This is a genomic window from Prescottella equi (assembly GCF_002094305.1).
GTDB lineage: Bacteria > Actinomycetota > Actinomycetes > Mycobacteriales > Mycobacteriaceae > Prescottella > Prescottella equi.
Genome location: NZ_LWTX01000002.1, coordinates 755,377 through 773,730 on the forward strand (window position 1 = coordinate 755,377; position 18,354 = coordinate 773,730).

Annotated in this window: 18 protein-coding genes; 12 read left to right on the forward strand and 6 right to left on the reverse strand. The window is 67.3% G+C overall.

What is annotated here, in order from left to right:
• Nucleotides 1-235 precede the first annotated feature (235 nt).
• From A6I89_RS09115 to A6I89_RS09125, 3 genes are all read left to right on the forward strand, one after another.
• Complete coding sequence (locus A6I89_RS09115) at nucleotides 236-703, forward strand: HNH endonuclease signature motif containing protein (protein ID WP_022594057.1); 468 nt, start codon at nucleotides 236-238, stop codon at nucleotides 701-703.
• Between the two features lie 113 nt (nucleotides 704-816).
• A complete protein-coding gene (locus A6I89_RS09120) occupies nucleotides 817-1,359 on the forward strand; it encodes a hypothetical protein (RefSeq protein ID WP_022594055.1) in 543 nt (180 codons plus the stop codon).
• Between the two features lie 64 nt (nucleotides 1,360-1,423).
• Nucleotides 1,424-1,996: a hypothetical protein gene (locus A6I89_RS09125; protein ID WP_044990453.1), complete on the forward strand. Its 573-nt coding sequence runs from the start codon at nucleotides 1,424-1,426 to the stop codon at nucleotides 1,994-1,996.
• On the opposite strand, the gene A6I89_RS09130 is transcribed toward A6I89_RS09125, so the two are convergent.
• On the reverse strand, nucleotides 1,947-3,170 hold the full coding sequence (locus tag A6I89_RS09130) for a cytochrome P450 (protein WP_022594051.1): 1,224 nt from the start codon (nucleotides 3,168-3,170) through the stop codon (nucleotides 1,947-1,949). The two genes, A6I89_RS09125 and A6I89_RS09130, sit on opposite strands and share 50 nt — an antisense overlap.
• A gap of 120 nt (nucleotides 3,171-3,290) precedes the next feature.
• On the opposite strand from A6I89_RS09130, the gene A6I89_RS09135 reads away from it, so the two are divergent.
• The 3 genes from A6I89_RS09135 (at nucleotide 3,291) to A6I89_RS09145 (ending at nucleotide 7,050) form a co-directional block, all read left to right on the forward strand.
• Entirely contained in the window at nucleotides 3,291-4,151 is an 861-nt protein-coding gene (locus A6I89_RS09135; RefSeq protein WP_005515598.1) for an SDR family oxidoreductase, read from the forward strand.
• Nucleotides 4,148-4,879, forward strand: coding sequence for an acetoacetate decarboxylase family protein (locus tag A6I89_RS09140; RefSeq protein WP_022594050.1), 732 nt, complete (start codon nucleotides 4,148-4,150; stop codon nucleotides 4,877-4,879). Before A6I89_RS09135 ends, A6I89_RS09140 begins: the two co-directional genes overlap by 4 nt.
• 113 nt (nucleotides 4,880-4,992) lie before the next feature.
• Entirely contained in the window at nucleotides 4,993-7,050 is a 2,058-nt protein-coding gene (locus A6I89_RS09145) for a neutral/alkaline ceramidase (protein WP_022594048.1), read from the forward strand.
• A gap of 55 nt (nucleotides 7,051-7,105) precedes the next feature.
• Here the strand turns inward: A6I89_RS09145 and A6I89_RS09150 are convergent, their stop codons facing one another.
• The 5 genes from A6I89_RS09150 to hsaA form a co-directional block, all read right to left on the reverse strand.
• Nucleotides 7,106-7,561, reverse strand: coding sequence for an SRPBCC family protein (locus tag A6I89_RS09150; RefSeq protein ID WP_022594046.1), 456 nt, complete (start codon nucleotides 7,559-7,561; stop codon nucleotides 7,106-7,108).
• A gap of 248 nt (nucleotides 7,562-7,809) precedes the next feature.
• Entirely contained in the window at nucleotides 7,810-8,397 is a 588-nt protein-coding gene (gene hsaB, locus A6I89_RS09155; protein WP_022594044.1) for a 3-hydroxy-9,10-secoandrosta-1,3,5(10)-triene-9,17-dione monooxygenase reductase subunit, read from the reverse strand.
• Nucleotides 8,397-9,296, reverse strand: coding sequence for an iron-dependent extradiol dioxygenase HsaC (gene hsaC / locus A6I89_RS09160; RefSeq protein ID WP_022594042.1), 900 nt, complete (start codon nucleotides 9,294-9,296; stop codon nucleotides 8,397-8,399). The genes hsaB and hsaC overlap by 1 nt, the downstream gene beginning before the upstream one ends.
• Nucleotides 9,296-10,201: a 4,5:9,10-diseco-3-hydroxy-5,9,17-trioxoandrosta-1(10),2-diene-4-oate hydrolase gene (gene hsaD / locus A6I89_RS09165; RefSeq protein WP_022594040.1), complete on the reverse strand. Its 906-nt coding sequence runs from the start codon at nucleotides 10,199-10,201 to the stop codon at nucleotides 9,296-9,298. The genes hsaC and hsaD overlap by 1 nt, the downstream gene beginning before the upstream one ends.
• A 10-nt stretch (nucleotides 10,202-10,211) precedes the next feature.
• Nucleotides 10,212-11,360, reverse strand: a complete 1,149-nt coding sequence (hsaA, locus tag A6I89_RS09170; RefSeq protein ID WP_172504621.1) for a 3-hydroxy-9,10-secoandrosta-1,3,5(10)-triene-9,17-dione monooxygenase oxygenase subunit — start codon at nucleotides 11,358-11,360, stop codon at nucleotides 10,212-10,214.
• A gap of 217 nt (nucleotides 11,361-11,577) precedes the next feature.
• Between hsaA and A6I89_RS09175 the strand changes: the two genes are divergently transcribed.
• From A6I89_RS09175 to A6I89_RS09200, 6 genes are all read left to right on the forward strand, one after another.
• Entirely contained in the window at nucleotides 11,578-12,738 is a 1,161-nt protein-coding gene (locus tag A6I89_RS09175; protein ID WP_005515610.1) for a 3-ketosteroid-9-alpha-monooxygenase, oxygenase component, read from the forward strand.
• Nucleotides 12,735-13,088, forward strand: coding sequence for a hypothetical protein (locus A6I89_RS09180; RefSeq protein ID WP_005515611.1), 354 nt, complete (start codon nucleotides 12,735-12,737; stop codon nucleotides 13,086-13,088). The genes A6I89_RS09175 and A6I89_RS09180 overlap by 4 nt, the downstream gene beginning before the upstream one ends.
• A gap of 204 nt (nucleotides 13,089-13,292) precedes the next feature.
• Nucleotides 13,293-14,996 (forward strand): 3-oxosteroid 1-dehydrogenase, encoded by a 1,704-nt coding sequence (gene kstD / locus A6I89_RS09185; protein WP_022594038.1) that lies wholly within the window; start codon nucleotides 13,293-13,295, stop codon nucleotides 14,994-14,996.
• A gap of 12 nt (nucleotides 14,997-15,008) precedes the next feature.
• Nucleotides 15,009-15,869: a MaoC/PaaZ C-terminal domain-containing protein gene (locus tag A6I89_RS09190; RefSeq protein WP_005515613.1), complete on the forward strand. Its 861-nt coding sequence runs from the start codon at nucleotides 15,009-15,011 to the stop codon at nucleotides 15,867-15,869.
• Between the two features lie 105 nt (nucleotides 15,870-15,974).
• Entirely contained in the window at nucleotides 15,975-17,816 is a 1,842-nt protein-coding gene (locus A6I89_RS09195; RefSeq protein ID WP_022594037.1) for a cholesterol oxidase substrate-binding domain-containing protein, read from the forward strand.
• Between the two features lie 140 nt (nucleotides 17,817-17,956).
• Nucleotides 17,957-18,352 carry a CD225/dispanin family protein gene (locus A6I89_RS09200; protein ID WP_005515615.1) on the forward strand — a complete coding sequence of 132 codons (396 nt, stop codon included), beginning with the start codon at nucleotides 17,957-17,959 and terminating at the stop codon, nucleotides 18,350-18,352.
• The last annotated feature ends 2 nt before the right edge of the window (nucleotides 18,353-18,354 follow it).

The following is an 18,354-nucleotide window of genomic DNA, read 5'->3' on the forward strand; positions in this document are numbered from 1 at the left end:
TCGCCGCGGATGCAACGTGGAAGCGGATCCTCATGCTGTCCGCAGCCGATCGGGCCGGACTGGCCGGACTGGCCGAGGGCTCACTCGGCGGACCGGTGCTCGGCAGCGGCCCACCCCTTCCGGCGCCGAAGCACTCTCCGCCGACGGTCACGGCGAGAACGCGAAAGCGATTGCAGGAAAGAACCTATCGGCCGAGTGGCCGACTGTCCGAGATCGTCCGCACGAGAGATGGTGTGTGCCGATTCCGAACTGCGCCGCGGCGGCCGCCACCTGCGACCTCGACCACACGATTCCGTTCGACCACGATCACCCCGAGCGGGGCGGGCTCACCACCGAATCGAATCTTGCCTGCCTGTGTCGGACCCATCACCGACTCGAGACGCTCGGCTATTGGTCCGTCCGTCAGATCGGTGAAGGTCGTCTCGAATGGCTCGATCCCACCGGCCGGGCCACGATCACGCATCCACGCGGACCGTTCGCCGATCCGGAGATGCAGCCGGACCTGACGGCCGGACTCGACGACCGGCTCACGGCTCGACTCACCGATGCCCGTACCCTCGCGCGCCTCAACTACTCGACAGCCGAAGGCGACCTCGACTATCTACTCGACAGCCTGATCCCCGCACGCCATCGTCGACGGCCCGCCCCGCGCACATCCTGTCCGGTTGGGACCATCGACTACGACGGCGCCCCGCCGTTCTGAGACTCGGAAACATCCATCCAGGGAACGGGCAATCGATGTCGAAGGTCCGCCCGGTAGTCTTCCCGACAACTCGCCGACTGCGACCGAACAGTCGGTCGTTTCGGGAGGACCACGTGAAGACGTTCGGCCGCGCGGCCGCTGCCGCGATACTGAGCACCCTCGCCCTGCTGCTGCCGGGCACCGCAGTCGCAGAGGTCATGACGGCTCCGGGCGCACCGAATTCCGGATCCGCGGCCGTCGAGATCCCCGGGGTCCCCTTCTACCTCCCCGGCACCCTGGACTCCCGCGACGCCCGCATCGTCTACCTTTACGGCGAACGAGAGATCGCTCGTGCCAACGACACTCAGAGGGCGATCGGGGTCCCGGCCGAGGTGCGCTCACGCGTCCTCTTCGAGATGCGCAATGCGCTGCGGACCTACACCCGAGTCGTCATGTCCGACCGGATCACCGCACTCGGTCTCGAGATCACCGACCCCAACATGACCTGGGAACAGATCACCGCCCGCTACCGCGCCCGCGGACTCGACGGGACTGCGCTGCACGAGGCGATCGCCGAGTCGGCCTCGAAGTCCCGCAAGGGCATCGACGAACAGTTCGGCCTCGACCCGGAGAACCTGCCGCCGCTGCCGGCGATGCGGCTCGCCCCTGCCGCCTGACGACCACTACCTGAGGACGGCGGTTCGCCCACGCGCGTCCCGTCGGGTACGTAGGGTGCCCGCTATGGGGGCTTCGAGAATCTGTGTGGGGGTATTGGCCGTCGGATTGGCCGCGGGTTGCGGGTCGTCGGGCAGCACCGACGTCAGCACTGCCGCGACCACGCCGAGGGCGGACCTCCCGGGCTTGGTCGAACCGACCTGCCTGGCGGGCAATCTGCTCGCGGGTGCGGGCCTGGTGAGCGAAGCACCTCCGGCCCCGCAACCCACTGCCATTCCCCCCGATTTCGAGCCGGTCCGTGTCGTCACCTGCGAGAGATCTGACGGCACCGACGCGAACGTGACGTGGATCGAGCAACACCGGCAGGATGACCTGACCGCGGTGCTCGCCGGCTACGAACTGCCCACCGATGCCTTGAGGACGACGCAGATCAACGGCGTCGACGTACGGACCTGCCGCGTCGATCAGATGACTCCGCCGATCGTCTGGCTCGTCGACGCACAGGGTCTCGCGATGCGCCCCGCACTCCCCACCGGCGAGTGCGGCGAATACAAGTGGGACGCGATCACCGCGATCCACGCGCTGCCGGTCACCCAAACGATCGGCCACTTGATTCCGGTCGCCGCGCCGCCGCCGTGAATTTCACCGGCATCTCCTCGAGACCCGACACGAAGTTCGCGGGCCGCCGCGGCAGGGGCTCGGACGTCGCGAGGGCCATGTCCGGCAATCGGGCGAGGAGGCGCTCGAACATCATCGCGCCCTCCAGCCGCGCGAGCTGGTTGCCGAGGCAGAAGTGGGTGCCGAAACCGAAGGCCACGTGCGGGTTCGGCGACCGCCGAGTGTCGAAGCGATCCGGGGCGTCGAACACCGTTTCGTCGAAGTTGGCGGACTCGAACAGCAGCAGCATCTTCTCGCCCTCGCGCAGGTCGGTGTCGAAGAATGTGGTGTCGCGGGTGACGGTGCGGGCCATGTTCTTGATCGGCGACACCCATCGCAGCATCTCCTCCACCGCGAGCGGGACGCCGGACGGGTCGGCTACCAGACGGTCGCGCTGATCCTCATGCAGCATGAGCTGTTCCATGCCACCGCTGAGGACGTGCCGGGTGGTCTCGTCGCCGCCGATGAGGATCAGCAGCGATTCGTTGACGATCTCCTGGTCGTCGAGCCGCTGCCCGTCGATCTCGGCGTGCACGAGGATGCTGATGAGATCGTCGGCGGGTTCCTCGCGCCGCTCGGCGATGGTGCGGAAGGTGTACTCGTTGAAGGCGACGTACGCGTCCATCATGGCCTTCAGCTGTTCCTCGGTTGCGTTGCTGCCCAACGCCTTCACCAGGTCGTCCGACCACCGCAGGAACACGTCGCGTTCCTCGGGCCGGACGCCGAGCATGTCGCCGATCACCGCCATCGGCAGCGGTGCGGCCAGATCGGCGACGAAGTCGCACTCCCCCTTCTCGCACACCGCGTCGATCAGTTGGTCGCAGATCTCGCGGATCCGCCCGATCTTCGCCTCCACCTTCTTGCGGGTGAAGCCCGTGTTGACGAGGCGCCGGCGTTGCAGGTGCGCGGGATCGTCCATGTCGATCATCTGTGGCAGCGGACCGGTCTCCGGACGGATCCCACCCGCGTTGGAGAACAGCGCCGGGTCGCGCTCCGCGGCGATCAGCGCGGCGTACGACGCCGCGGCCGCCACCCCGTTCCGATCCCGGAACACCGGTTGATTGCTTCGCATCCACGCGTACGCCGCGCGCGGGTCGCCTTCGGTGCCCGCATAGAAGCGGCCGTCGAGCAGATCGGTGTCGTCCTCGATCGTCATGCGCGTGCTCCTTCATCCGAACGGATGGACCGGAAAGCCTCGACAATCACCCAAACCTGCCCCGATAGTAGAACTTGTTCCTACGATCGGCGGGGTATCGGACACACGAGGGGAGACGTGATGGGTTCGGAGGCGGACGCCGGCGCATTCACCGGCAGATCGGTCCTGGTCACAGGCGGCGGGAGCGGCATCGGGTTCGGGATCGCGCAGGATCTCGTCGCGGCCGGCGCGCACGTGACGATCTGCGGCCGCAGCGCCGACAAGCTGACGACAGCAGCCGAGAAGATCGCGGCGACCGGCGCCTTCGCATCCGGGGGGTCGGTCTCCACGGTCGCGGGCGACGTCACCGTCGAGAGCGACGTCGAGGGTGCCGTCGCGCGCGCGATCGAGACCACCGGACGCCTCGACGGCGTCGTCGCCTGTGCGGGCGGCAACGAGACCATCGCCCCCATCACGCAACTCGACGCCGACGCGTGGCGCCGAACCGTCGAACTCAACGTCACAGGCACGATGCTGACGATCAAGCACGGCGCCCGCGCGCTCGTCGCGGGCGGCGGTGGAGCGATCGTCGCGATCTCGTCGATCGCGTCCAGCAACACCCACCGCTGGTTCGGCGCCTACGGGGTGTCCAAATCGGGCGTCGACCATCTCGTGCAACTGGCCGCCGACGAGTTGGGCGCCAGCAACGTCCGCGTCAACGGCATCCGTCCCGGCCTCACCCGCACCGACCTGGTCGCGATGATCACCGACGGCGGCCCGATCCTCGACGACTATCTGGCGTGCACTCCCCTCGCCCGGGTCGGCGAGGTCGAGGACATCGCGGCGCTCGCACTGTTCCTGCTCGGACCGCAGTCCACCTGGATCACCGGACAGGTCATCAACGTCGACGGTGGCCAGATGCTCCGGCGCGGACCCGACTTCACGTCGATGCTCGAACAGGTCTACGGCGCCGACGGACTACGAGGAGTGGTGTCGCAGTGAGTTCACATCAGGTGCTCGGCAAGCAGGTCGACATGCCGGTCGAGATCCGGACGGCGTCGGCGTTCATGGCGATGTACTCGGTCCCCACGAAAGCCGCGCAGCGACTCGTCGACCATACGGGCCTCGAGATCCTGCAGTGGCGCGGCGGGCGCGGATTGTGCGGGCTGGTGTTCGTCGACTACATCGACGGCGACCTGGGTCCCTACAACGAATTCGGCGTCACGTTCATGGTGCGCGATCACGAGCAGCGCGGCTTCAACCACGTGCGACGGGATCTGCGTTCCCTGGCGCGCGGCAAGGCCGGCGCCCTCATCCACCAGCTCCCGGTCGACGGGGAGTTCACCCTCGCCGCCGGCCGCGGCATCTGGGGTTTCCCGAAGATCATGGCGGACTTCGAGGCCGACCACGTCAGCGACGTCCGCCGCGGCAGAGTCAGCCAGGACGGGCGCCTCATCGCGGAACTCACCGTCAAGCAGGGCATCCCGATGCCCGGCCGCGGGACCAACACCTCGCTCGACGCCTACTCCCACCTCGACGGCGTCACCCGGCGCACCTCGTGGGACATGAACCCGCGCGGAGTCCGGACGCGATTGGGGGGAGCCGAATTGATCCTCGGGGACCACCCGATCGCCGACGAACTGCGATCGTTGGGGCTGCCCCGCCGCGCCCTGGCGACCACCACGATCCCGGACCTGCGGATGACTTTCGGGGACGCGTCGGCCGTCTGATCCCCCGAACCGCGCGGCGCGCCGGGCCTTGCGAATCCAGACCGCTTGGTGTGTGCTGGAGACTTGGACGCTTGCTCAAGTTCGATTCTCCACTTCGCGCAAAGGATTACGTCGTGACGATCAGTCGACGCAGCGTGCTGGCCGGAGCCGCGGCCGCACCGGCGCTCGCAGCCATTGCCAGCTCGACCGCTTCAGCTCAGCCTCGCTCGGCCACCGCCCCGGCCCACCGAGCCGCGCCCGATCGCGGGTTCCGGGTCGGAGTCGGCCTGTCCGACATGACCGGCCCGGTCGCCGAGAACGGCATGATGGGCTACTCGCAGTTCGACCAGCGCGCCGAGGGCCTGCACCAGCGAACCCGGGTGCGCGCCTATGTCTTCGCCGATGCCGACGACAACCGCGTCGTCTACACCTGCGCCGACACGTGCATGGTGTTCCAGGCCGTGCACGACGCCGTGCTCGCCCGGCTCGCCGCGAAGTACGGCAACCTGTACACCGAGAAGAATGTGATGCTGACGGCGGTGCACTCGCACGCGGCGTGCGGCGGCGCGTCGCAGGACTACGCGTACAGCCTCGCGACGCTGGGCTTCCAGCCGCAGGTGTTCGACGCCGAGGTCGACGGCGTCGTGGAGGCCATCGTCGCGGCGCACGACAACCTCGCGGCCGGCACCGTCGCGTACGGGCGCAGCGAACTGAAGGACGCGAGCGTGAACCGGTCGAGGGCGGCCTTCGATCGGAACCCGCAAGGCGACAAGGACTACTACCCGCTCGGCATCGACACCGCGATGCGCGTGCTCCGGATCAGCCAGGGCGGCGACAACGTCGGCGGCATCGGCTGGTTCCCTACCCACGGCGCGTCGCTGACCAACAAGAACCACCTGATCTCGGGCGACAACAAGGGCGCCGCCGCGTATTTCTGGGAGCACGATGTCGCCGGGGTGCGCTACCTCGACGGCAAGCCCGGGTTCGTCGCGTGCTTCCCGCAGACCAACACCGGCGACATGTCCCCCAACCTGGATCTGAAGCCCGGCCACGGTCCCACCGCCGACGAATTCGAGAACACCCGGATCATCGGTGAGCGGCAGGTGGCGGCCGCCCGCGAGGCGTTCAGGAAGGCCACGCCGCTGGCATCGACCACGGTGGACAGCCGAATCATGTACCTGGACATGGCGAACCAGGTGGTGGACGGCAAGTACACCTCCGACGGCCAGGTCCGTCGCACCGCCCCGGCCTGTGTGGGCGCGGCGATGGCGGCCGGCAGCACCGAGGACGGCCCGGCGATCGAGATCTTCACCGAGGGCACTCGCAACCCGATGATCGACGCGCTCGGCGGCATCGACACCCCCACCCCGCAGTGGCTGGCCGACGCCCAGGCCCCCAAGCTGGTGCTGGTGCCCGTGGGCCTGCTGCCCCCGGACGGCTGGGTGCCGCACGTGCTGAAGATCCAGATCATCCGCATCGGTGACGTCTACGTCGTCGGCGGCCCGGCGGAGTTCACGATCGTCTCGGGCCTGCGGATCCGCCGCACCGTCGCCGAGGAACTGGGTGTCCCACTCGAGAACGTCATCTTCAACGGCTACGCCAACGCGTACTCGAGCTACTGCACCACGCCCGAGGAGTACGACGCCCAGCAGTACGAGGGCGGCTCGACGCTGTTCGGCCGCAACACTCTTCCCGCGTACCAGCAGGGTTTCGCGGCCCTCGCGGCAGCGATGAAGGCGGGGGCCGACGTCCCGCGCGGCCCGGCGCCGCGCGATCTGTCCGGCTTCCAGCCCGGCTTCGGACGCGAGTTCCCCTTCGACGCACCGCTACCCGGCCGCGACTTCGGCGACGTCGTCGTGCAGCCCGCGGGCAGCGTCGGCACCGGCGAGCAGGTGGCCGTCGAGTTCGTCACCGGCCACCCCAAGAACGACCTGCACCGTCGTGGAACGTATTTCGAGGTGCAACGGCGCGACGGCGACCGGTGGACCCGGCACGCGGACGACGGCGACTGGGCCACCAAGTACCGCTGGCGCCGGGAGGGCCTCAATTCCTCTGTCGCACGCATCACGTGGGACGTGCCCGCCGGCACGCCGTCGGGCACCTACCGCATCCAGCACTTCGGCAACTGGAAGAACCCGGAGGGCGCGGTGTTCGCCTTCACCGGAACCTCGGCGGAGTTCACCGTCCGCTAGCTCCCTCACCGGCTGAAGGGTCCCTTCGTACGCTCACAGCGCACGAAGGGACCCTTCAGCCGTTCGGGGTCTCGAGAATCTCCCTGGCGTTCTCCAGGTTTCCCCGTATGTCTCGCGCGTACAGCTTCTGCACGATGGCATCGGCGAACTTGAAGAGACCGGAGCCGGTCTCGCCCTCCTGCAGAAACGTCACCTTGGTGGCGCCGTCGCCGGCGCTGTCGAAGTCCAGCTCACGCGTGTACCCGATCTTCGACTCCCGCGAGGCAAAGCCGATCCGCTTGTTCTTCTCGTAAGCGGTGATCTCCTCCGTCGCGTGCACCTTCGCGCCGGCGACCCGTGCGTCGAGCGATGCCACCGAGCCGACCTGGTCGGGAGCGCCCGAGAGCATCTTGTACTCGCTGATGTTGGTTCCCCACTCCAGCGCGTGCACGGGATCGGTGAAGTACTCGAACACCTCGGGAAGCGGACGATTGATGACGACGGATTCGTCCGTCCGCAGTGTCTTGGCCATGAATCTCACATCCTCGACTCGCGACAATGGTCGACGCGTCACGCATGAGTTTGGCGCACCCGCGCCGATGGACTGCTCGCGCAGTCGCTTTCACGATCCACAACACGGCATCCGCACGAGCATCACTTTCGATCCTAGTCCGGCATCCTGCGGTTTTGAAGGGCCCCGAACAGACGAAGGGTCCCTTCACGCGCTGTCAGCGCACGGAGGGACCCTTCAGCCCTTTTTCCTCCCCCGGGGCAAGCTTGCTACAGCCAGGTGTCCTCGTTGGCGGTGGTGAGGAACGCCTCGAGATCGTCCCGCCACTTCGCCGGCACGGTCTTGTCGGGTTCGATGCCGGTGTACTGGCCGCGATAGAACAGTAGCGGCCGTTCGGTCTTGATCTCGCTCATCGAATGCACGCGCCCGAACACCACGTAGTGGTCACCACCGTCGTGCACGGTCTCGACCGTGCAGTCGATGTGCGCGAGCGATCCGGTGAGGATCGGCGAACCCAACGGCGATGGAGTCCAGTCGATTCCGGCGAACTTGTCGGGCTCTCGGGATCCGAACCGGGCGCACGTCGACTGCTGTTCCTCGGCGAGCACGTTGACGGCGAAGCGGCCGGAGCGCTCGATCGCCGCCCACGAGCGCGACGCCTTGGTGGGACAGAACAGCACGAGCGGCGGATCGAGCGACAGCGCCGCGAACGACTGGCAGGCGAACCCGACCGGGGCGTCGTCGTCGATCGTGGTGATGATCGTGACGCCGGTGCAGAACTGGCCGAGCACGGTCCGGAACTGGCGCGGATCGATCTCCGCGCCGGTCCCGGCACCGGCCGTCTCGTGCGCGGACATTACTTGAACCCCACCGTGAAGTCGTGACCCCACAGGCTCACGGCGGTGCTCTCCTTGGCGATCCACGTGTCGTCCTCGACCTCGAGGCCCTCGCAACCGAATTCGACGTCGAATCCGCCCGGCGTCTTCATGTAGAACGACAGCATCAAGTCGTTGACGTGGCGGCCCAGCGTCGCCGACATCTTCACGTTCTTGCGGAGCGCGCGATCGAGGCAGAGCCCGACGTCGTCGGAGTTCTCGACCTCGACCATCAGATGCACGATGCCGGAGGGGTTCGGCAGCGGCGCGAACGCGAGGCTGTGGTGGCGCGGGTTGCAGCCCAGGAAGCGCAGCCACGCCGGGTCACCGTCCGCCGGACGCCCCACGACCTGCGGAGGCAGGCGCATCGAGTCGCGCAGCTTGAATCCGAGCACGTCGCGGTAGAACTCGAGATCCGCGGCGTCGTCCTTGGTTGCGAGCACGACGTGCCCGAGCCCCTGCTCGCCGGTGACGAACTTGTGCCCGTACGGACTCACGATGCGGCGGTGCTGCAGGGCGATCGTGTGGAAGATCTCCAGGCGCGACCCCGAAGCGTCCCGGCACTTGACGAACTCCACGACGTTGCGTTCGGCCGCCTCCTCCTTGGTGCCCTCCTCGAACTCCCAGTCGGCCTTGGCAAGGCGCTCACGGATCTCCTGCAGCCCTTCGGCGTTCGCGCATTCCCAGCCGGTGGCGTACAGGCCGTCACGTTCACCGGGAACGATGACCAGGCGCGCGGGGTAGTCGTCCATGCGCAGGTACAGGTTGTCGGGATTGGAGCCCTTGCCCTCGATCATGCCGAGCACCTTGAGCCCGTACTCGCGCCACGCGGCCATGTCGGTCGCCTCGATGCGCAGGTACGCCAGCGAACGGATACTCATCACTTACCCCCTTCTCGGGCGGAGCCTCGGGCGATGTCGCTGTCGAGCAGGAAGTCGCTCGCGAGCCGGTTGAACTCGTCGAACTTCTCGAGCTGCGCCCAGTGTCCGCAGCCGCCGAAGACGTGCAGTTGGACCCGCGGAATCATCTTGAGCGCCACCAGCGCACCGTCGATCGGGTTGACCCGGTCCTCGCGACCCCAGATCAACAACACCCGCTGACGCAGCTTGTAGGCGTCGCGCCACAACATTCCGAGCTCGAACTCCGAACTCGAGAACGACCTACCCATCGCCTTGGCGGCCGCCAGCGACTCGGGCGCACTGGCGGCGGCGAACCGCTCGTCGATCAGCTCGTCGGTGATGAGCTTCTGGTCGAACACCATGATGCGCAGGAACGCCTCGAGGTTCTCCCGCGTGGGCTGGTACGCGAACTTGCCGAGATTCCGGACGCCCTCGGTGGGATCCGGCGCGAACAGGTTGACGCTCAGGCCACCGGGGCCCATGAGCACCAGCCGGCCGGCGCGATCGGGGTAGTCCAGCGCGAACCGCACCGCGGCACCGCCGCCGAGCGAATTGCCCAGCAGGTGAACGCGCTCGGTGATACCGATCGTGTCGAGCAGATCCTTCAGCGCCGACGCACTGTGCCGGAAGTACTGGGGGTGCTCGGTGGGCTTGTCGGACCGGCCGTAGCCGGGCTGGTCCACCGCGATCACGTGGAACTGCTGCGCGAGAACGGGAATGTTCTTCGCGAAGTTGGACCACGACGACGCGCCGGGACCGCCGCCGTGCAGCAGCACGATCGTGGGGCCGTTGCCGACACCCGCCTCGTGGTAGTGCAGCTTCAGGTCGTCGCGGACCTGCGCGAAGCGCGAGGTCGACTCGTACGTGAGCTCCTCGGTTGCCGTCATGTTCCGCCCCCTAGACCATCGTGTCGGTGAGCGGCAGGCCGAACTCGGCGCCACCGAACATCACGTACGCGCGCTCGGCGTCGTTGGCGGCGTGCACGCGGCCGGCGTGCGCGTCGCGCCAGAAGCGCTGGATGGGAGTGCCGTTCGCGAGCGCCGTGGCACCCGAATTCTCGAACAGCAGGTCGATCGAGGCGATCGCGCGGCCGGTGGCGCGAACCTGGTCACGGCGAGCACGCAGGCGCAGTTCCATCGGCACCTCCTCGCCGGCGAGCAGGTGCGCGTACTCGTCGGCGACATTGCCCGACAGCTGACGCCACGCGGCATCGATGTCGCTGGACGCCTCGGCGATCCGGATCTTGGCGAACGGATCGTCCTTGGCCTTCTCGCCGGCGTACGCCGCACGAACACGCTTGCCCTGGTGCTCGACGTGGGCCTCGTAGGCGCCGTACGCCATGCCGACGATGGGGCTGGAGATGGTGGTGGGGTGGATGGTTCCCCACGGCATCTTGTAGACCGGGGCGGTGTTCTGCTGCAGACCCGGTGCCGTCAGGTCGCTCATGGCCTTGAAGCTCAGGAACCGGTGCCGCGGGACGAAGACGTCCTTGACGACGACGGTGTTGCTGCCGGTGCCCTTGAGGCCGACGACGTTCCAGACGTCGTCGATCTCGTAGTCCTCACGGGGAATGAGGAAGCTGCCGAAGTCGACGGGGCGGCCGTCCTTGATGACCGGTCCACCGACGACGACCCACGACGCATGGTCGCAGCCCGAGGACCATGCCCAGGCGCCGTTGACCTTGTAGCCGCCCTCGATCGCCTCGCCCGCGCCCATCGGCGCGTACGACGACGAGATCCGGACGTCGGTGTCCTTGCCCCACACGTCTTCCTGCGCCTGCTGGTCGAACAGGGCGAGGTGCCAGTTGTGGATGCCGAGGATACCGGCGACCCATCCGGTGGAGCCGCAGGCGCTCGCGATGTTGCGGACCGCGGTGTAGAAGGTGACGGGATCGGACTCGAGCCCGCCCCACTGCTTCGGCTGCACCAACCGGAAGAAGCCGGTCTCCTGGAGCGCCTTGATGGACTCGTCGGGGATGCGGCGCAGATCCTCGGTCTCCTGCGCGCGTTCACGCAGCACCGGCAGTAGCGCGTCGATCCGCTGCATCACCTCGTGGCTGTCATGGTCACCCACTGGACGCTCCCGTCTGTAATTCGATGTTGACTTGCCCTGAGACTAGAACACGTTCTCTTCCATGTCGAGAAAACGGCAATTCCACTGGTCATACGAAGTCATTGCCGATCACAAGCACCTGAAATCTAGCGAAATCCGTCGAAGTTCTATAACGTGTTCTAGCAACAGCTAGAAGGGATGTGAGGTACTGATGGCGCAGATTCGTGAGATCGATGTGGGAGCTCCGCAGACGCGTTTCGCACGCGGTTGGCACTGCATCGGTCTGGAGAGCGAGTTCCTCGACGGAAAGCCGCACGCGATCGAGGCGTTCGGCACCAAACTGGTCGTCTTCGCGGACAGCCAGAACAAGCTCCACGTTCTCGACGCGTACTGCCGGCACATGGGCGGCGACCTCAGCCAGGGTGAGATCAAGGGCGACTCGGTCGCCTGCCCGTTCCACGACTGGCGTTGGGGCGGCAACGGCAAGTGCACCGACATCCCGTACGCCCGTCGAGTGCCGCCGATCGCACGGACCCGCTCGTGGATCACGCTGCAGGAGAACAAGCAGCTCTTCGTGTGGAACGATCCCGAGGGCAACCCGCCGCCGGACGACGTCACGATTCCGCGCCTGCCGGAGGTGTTCACCGACGAGTGGACCGACTGGAAGTGGAACCGCATCCTGGTCGAGGGTTCCAACTGCCGCGAAATCGTCGACAACGTCGTCGACATGGCGCACTTCTTCTACGTCCACTTCGGCTTCCCCAAGTACTTCAAGAACGTCTTCGAGGGCCACGTCGCGTCGCAGTACCTGCAGAACCACGGCCGGCCCGACGTCGGCAGCATGGGGACCCAGTACGGCGATTCGGTCCTGGACTCGGAGGCGTCGTACTTCGGTCCGTCGTACATGGTCAACTGGCTGCACAACAACTACAGCGGCTACAAGGTCGAGAGCATCCTGATCAACTGCCACTACCCGGTGACCCAGGATTCCTTCGTGCTCATGTACGGCGTGGCCGTGGAGAAGCCGAAGGGGCTCGACGACGCCACCAGCGACAAGCTCGCCACCAAGTTCACCGAGGGTGTGGCGATGGGCTTCGAGCAGGACGTCGCGATCTGGAAGAACAAGACCAAGATCGAGAATCCGCTGCTCTGCGAGGAGGACGGCCCGGTCTATCAGCTGCGTCGCTGGTACGACCAGTTCTATGTGGACGTCGCCGACGTCGACGAGAAGGCCACACAGCGGTTCGAGTTCGAGATCGACACCAGCAAGGCCGTCGAGGCCTGGCAGCGTGAGGTCGACGCGAACCTGGCACGCCAGGCGGAGGAGAAGGCGGCGGCCGAGTCGGCCGCCGAACACAAGACGGGAGTGTGAAGATGACCTCGACCTGGGCCAAGGCCCCCAGCTACGCCGACAGCCCGGCCCGGGTCGAGGCCGTCCGCGCACAGACCGCAGTGGACCAGCACAACTACCTCGAGCAGGGGCTGCAAGAGGTGCAGTGCCGAGCGTGCGGAACATGCGTGCTCGTCCAGAAGAACAGCTTCAAGCACACCAGCATCCAGTGGCAGGGCAACCCTGCCGAGGTGTGCCCGGAGTTCACGGCCGCCGGCGGGCGTGCCGGGTCGCGTCAGACGTGCCCCCGACTGCTCAGCAGCATCCAGCACGCGGTGATGGAAGGCATCCTCGAGGTCCCGGAGGAACGGCGGACCGACTCCGCCGGCTGACGTACCCACCAGCGCCCACTGCGAGGCCCCGAACCGTGCAACGGTTCGGGGCCTCGCCGCGTCCGGCCGGCCCGCCTCTCCACCCTCTCGCCGACGTGACTGCAACACGTGTTCGTTTGCAACCGAGGCCGGTGTAAAGACCCGGCAATACTTCCTGGCAGAAAGGATGGACTGTAATGCACCTAGTTCTATAACGTGTTCTACATGAGCAAGCAGGAATACGACATCGTCGTCGTCGGCAGCGGCGCAGCCGGCATGACTGCAGCCCTCACCGCGGCACACAAGGGGCTGAGTGTGGTCGTGATCGAGAAGGCCGCCCACTACGGCGGCTCGTCCGCACGGTCGGGCGGAGGTGTCTGGATCCCGAACAACGAGGTACTGAAGCGGGACGGTGTCACCGACACCGTCGACGCGGCGCGCACCTACCTCCACAGCATCATCGGCGATGTCGTCGATCCCGCGAAGATCGACACCTACATCGACCGTGGCCCCGAGATGCTGTCGTTCGTCATGGAGAACAGCGCCCTCGAGCTGCAGTGGGTGCCGGACTACTCCGACTACTACCCGGAGGCGCCGGGCGGGCGACTCGGCGGACGCTCCGTCGAGCCGGTCCCGTTCGACGGCAATCGGCTCGGTGACGACCGCAAGAACCTCGAGCCCGACTACGTCAAGGCCCCACGGAACTTCGTCATCACCCAGGCCGACTACCGCTGGCTCAACCTGCTCATGCGCAACCGCCGCGGACCGCTGCGTGCCATGAAGGTCGGCATGCGATTCCTGGCGGCCAAGGCGCGCGGCAAGGATCTCCTGGTTCGCGGGCAGGCCCTCATGGCCGGCCTCCGACTCGGCCTGCGCGACGCCGGGGTCCCGATCCTGCTGAACACCCCGCTCACCGAGCTGTACACCGAGGACGGCGCGGTGCGCGGCGTGAAGGCACTCGTCGACGGCCCCGACGGACCGACCGAGCAGATCATCCGGGCCCGCCACGGCGTCGTCCTGGGCTCGGGCGGATTCGAGCACAACGACGAGATGCGCAAGAAGTACCAGCGCGCCCCGATCGGTACCGAATGGACCGTCGGTGCCGCGGCCAACACCGGTGACGGCATCGTCGCCGGCCAGAAGCTGGGTGCGGCAGTCGAGTTCATGGAGGACGCGTGGTGGGGTCCGTCGATCCCGCTCACCGGCGGCCCCTGGTTCGCGCTGTCGGAGCGCACGCTGCCCGGCAGCATGATGGTCAACACCCGCGGCCAGCGCTTCGGCAACGAGGCCGCACCGTACGTCGAGGCGACTCACATGATGTACGGCGGCAAGTACGGCCAGGGCGAGGGTCCGGGCGAGAACATTCCGACCTGGATGATCCTCGATCAGCGCTACCGCAACCGGTACACCTTCGCCGGCATCACGCCGCGCTCGCCGTTCCCGGGACGCTGGCTCAAGGCCGGAGTGGTCGTCAAGGCCGACACGATCGCCGAACTCGCGGAGAAGGCGGGGCTGCCGGCCCACGCGCTCACGGAAACCGTCGAGCGGTTCAACGGCTTCGCGCGCAACGGTAAGGACGAGGACTTCGGGCGCGGCGACAGTGGCTACGACCACTACTACGGCGATCCGCGCCTGAAGAACCCGAGCCTCGCCGAGATCAGCAAGGCGCCGTTCTACGCGATCAAGATGGTGCCCGGCGACCTCGGCACCAAGGGCGGCATTCGCACCGACGTCGACGGTCGCGCGCTGCGCGAGGACGGCTCGGTCATCGAAGGCCTGTACGCGGCCGGCAACTGCAGCTCTCCGGTCATGGGCCACACGTACGCCGGACCGGGCGCGACCATCGGTCCCGCCATGACGTTCGCGTACCTCGCGGTGCTCGACATCGCCGACCGTGCCCGTGCCGCAGCGCCGTCCGTGACGAACTGACAGGAGACGACAGTGCCCATCGATCCGTCGATCGCGATCGGAGCCGAGCTACCGGCTCAGGAGTTCTCCTGGACTCCCTCGGACGTGCAGCTGTACCACCTCGGAATCGGTGCGGGCGCACGCCCACTCGATCCCCGGGAGCTCGCCTACCTCGACGACGTCAAGCCCCAGGTGCTGCCGACGTTCGCGACGGTCGTGGCGAACATCCACGCGACCGAGGCGCCGCGGGTGTCGTTCCCGGGCGTCGAGATCGACCTCGCGAAGGTCGTCCACGGCAGCCAGGAGGTCACCGTCCACGCGCCGATCCCCGCCAGCGGGTCGGCGCAGACCACGACTCGGATCGCCGAGGTCTGGGACAAGGGCAAGGCCGCGGTGATCGTGCAGGAATCCACTACGGTCGCGCTGGACGGGTCGCCGTTGTGGACGGCCCGATCGTCGATCTTCGCGCGGGGCGAGGGTGGTTTCGGGGGCGAGCGCGGACCGTCCGAATCGGTCGCTCTCCCCGACAGGACACCGGATTTCGAGTCGATTTCGCAGGTGCTGCCGCAGCAGGCGCTGCTGTACCGGATGTGCGGTGACCGGAACCCGTTGCACTCGGATCCGGCATTTGCGACCGCTGCGGGCTTTCCGGCGCCTATTCTGCATGGACTGTGCACCTACGGGATCGTCTGCAAGGCTGCCACCGACACCGTCCTCGACGGTGATGCCAGCCGCGTCAAGGGATTTCGCGCTCGTTTCGCCGGGGTAGTCTTCCCCGGCGAAAGCCTCCGGACGCGAATGTGGCGCGACGGCGACCAGCTGCTGATCTCCGCAACCGTTCCCGAGCGTGACGACTCACCGGCCCTGGCCGACGTCGTGCTCACTGTCGCCTAGCGACGTCCGCACACAGCTGTACCGGTCGGGTCGGCGTCCACGCCGACCCGACCGGGAATATCTGCACCCGTACTTCTTTCCCCTCACACACCTTGGAGTACACGAATGACGCTCAACGACGAGCAGTTACGGCTGTCCCGGCGAGGATTCCTCACCGCGGGCGCTGCGGGCGCCGGCGTGCTGGCAGCCGGCGCACTCGGCGGCTGGACCCCGGCCTTCGCCGTCCCTGCCGGTTCCGCCGGCTCCCTCGGATCGCTCGGATCGACCGGGCCGGTCGCGCCGCTTCCGACGCCCCCGGACTTCCCGAACGACATCGCGCTGTTCCAGCAGGCGTACCAGAACTGGTCCAAGGAGATCATGCTGGACGCCACCTGGGTCTGCTCGCCCAAGACGCCGCAGGATGTCGTTCGCCTTGCCAACTGGGCGCACGAGCACGACTACAAGATCCGCCCGCGCGGCGCGATGCACGGCTGGACCCCGCTCACCGTGGAGAAGGGGGCCAACGTCGAGAAGGTGATCCTCGCCGACACGATGACGCATCTGAACGGCATCACGGTGAACACGGGCGGCCCCGTGGCCACCGTCACCGCCGGTGCCGGCGCCAGCATCGAGGCGATCGTCACCGAACTGCAGAAGCACAACCTCGGCTGGGCCAACCTCCCCGCTCCGGGTGTGCTGTCGATCGGTGGCGCCCTCGCGGTCAACGCGCACGGTGCGGCGCTGCCGGCCGTCGGCCAGACCACGCTGCCCGGTCACACCTACGGTTCGCTGAGCAACCTGGTCACCGAACTGACCGCGGTCGTCTGGAACGGCACCACCTACGCACTCGAGACGTACCAGCGCAACGATCCTCGGATCACCCCACTGCTCACCAACCTCGGGCGCTGCTTCCTGACCTCGGTGACGATGCAGGCCGGCCCCAACTTCCGTCAGCGGTGCCAGAGCTACACCGACATCCCGTGGCGGGAACTGTTCGCGCCGAAGGGCGCCGACGGCCGCACGTTCGAGAAGTTCGTCGCGGAATCGGGCGGCGCCGAGGCGATCTGGTACCCGTTCACCGAGAAGCCGTGGATGAAGGTGTGGACGGTCTCGCCGACCAAGCCGGACTCGTCGAACGAGGTCGGAAGCCTCGGCTCGGCGGGCTCCCTCGTCGGCAAGCCTCCGCAGGCGCGTGAGGTCTCCGGCCCGTACAACTACATCTTCTCCGACAACCTGCCGGAGCCCATCACCGACATGATCGGCGCCATCAACGCCGGAAACCCCGGAATCGCACCGCTGTTCGGCCCGGCGATGTACGAGATCACCAAGCTCGGGCTGGCCGCGACGAATGCCAACGACATCTGGGGCTGGTCGAAGGACGTCCAGTTCTACATCAAGGCCACGACGTTGCGACTCACCGAGGGCGGCGGCGCCGTCGTCACGAGCCGCGCCAACATCGCGACCGTGATCAACGACTTCACCGAGTGGTTCCACGAGCGCATCGAGTTCTACCGCGCGAAGGGCGAGTTCCCGCTCAACGGGCCGGTCGAGATCCGCTGCTGCGGGCTCGATCAGGCAGCCGACGTCAAGGTGCCGTCGGTGGGCCCGCCGACCATCTCGGCGACCCGTCCGCGTCCGGATCATCCGGACTGGGACGTCGCGATCTGGCTGAACGTTCTCGGTGTTCCGGGCACCCCCGGCATGTTCGAGTTCTACCGCGAGATGGAGCAGTGGATGCGGAGCCACTACAACAACGACGACGCCACCTTCCGGCCCGAGTGGTCGAAGGGGTGGGCGTTCGGTCCGGACCCGTACACCGACAACGACATCGTCACGAACAAGATGCGCGCCACCTACATCGAGGGTGTCCCGACGACCGAGAACTGGGACACCGCGCGCGCTCGGTACAACCAGATCGACCCGCATCGCGTGTTCACCAACGGATTCATGGACAAGCTGCTTCCGTAGGGCCGCCTGAACCGTTCCACCGACGCCGGTGGTGCCCGAGTAACCGCTCGGGCACCACCGGCGTCGTCGTGTGCCGGGCGGGCACCGTCGGCGTACCGTCGAAAGTGATCGGTGACAGTCGCGAACGAGGGAGTGCTGTCATGACATCGTCGAATCCGGAGCCTGTTCCTCCCCCGCCGCCGACCGGCCCGACGGAACCCACGACCGGGTACGCGGGCGGTCCGCAACCACACCAGCAGCCCCCGGCTCCACCTCCGGCCAACGCCGGCTGGGCGGTCGCTTCCCTGGTCGCGTTCTGGCCCCTCGCGTTCGCGGCGTTCAGCAACGCGTTCGAGGTGTATCCGAGGTGGGCGCGCGGCGACTACGCCGGCGCGCAGTACGCGTCGGATCGGGTCCGCAAACTGGGGCAGCTGTCGTTGTGGATCCTCGGCGGAATTCTCGTGCTGCTCGCGATCGCGTACATCGTCATGGCGGCGGTGTGGATCTCGCACGGTGGGTACGACGACAACTGGCACCGCGGCCGGATGGGCTGGTAGCG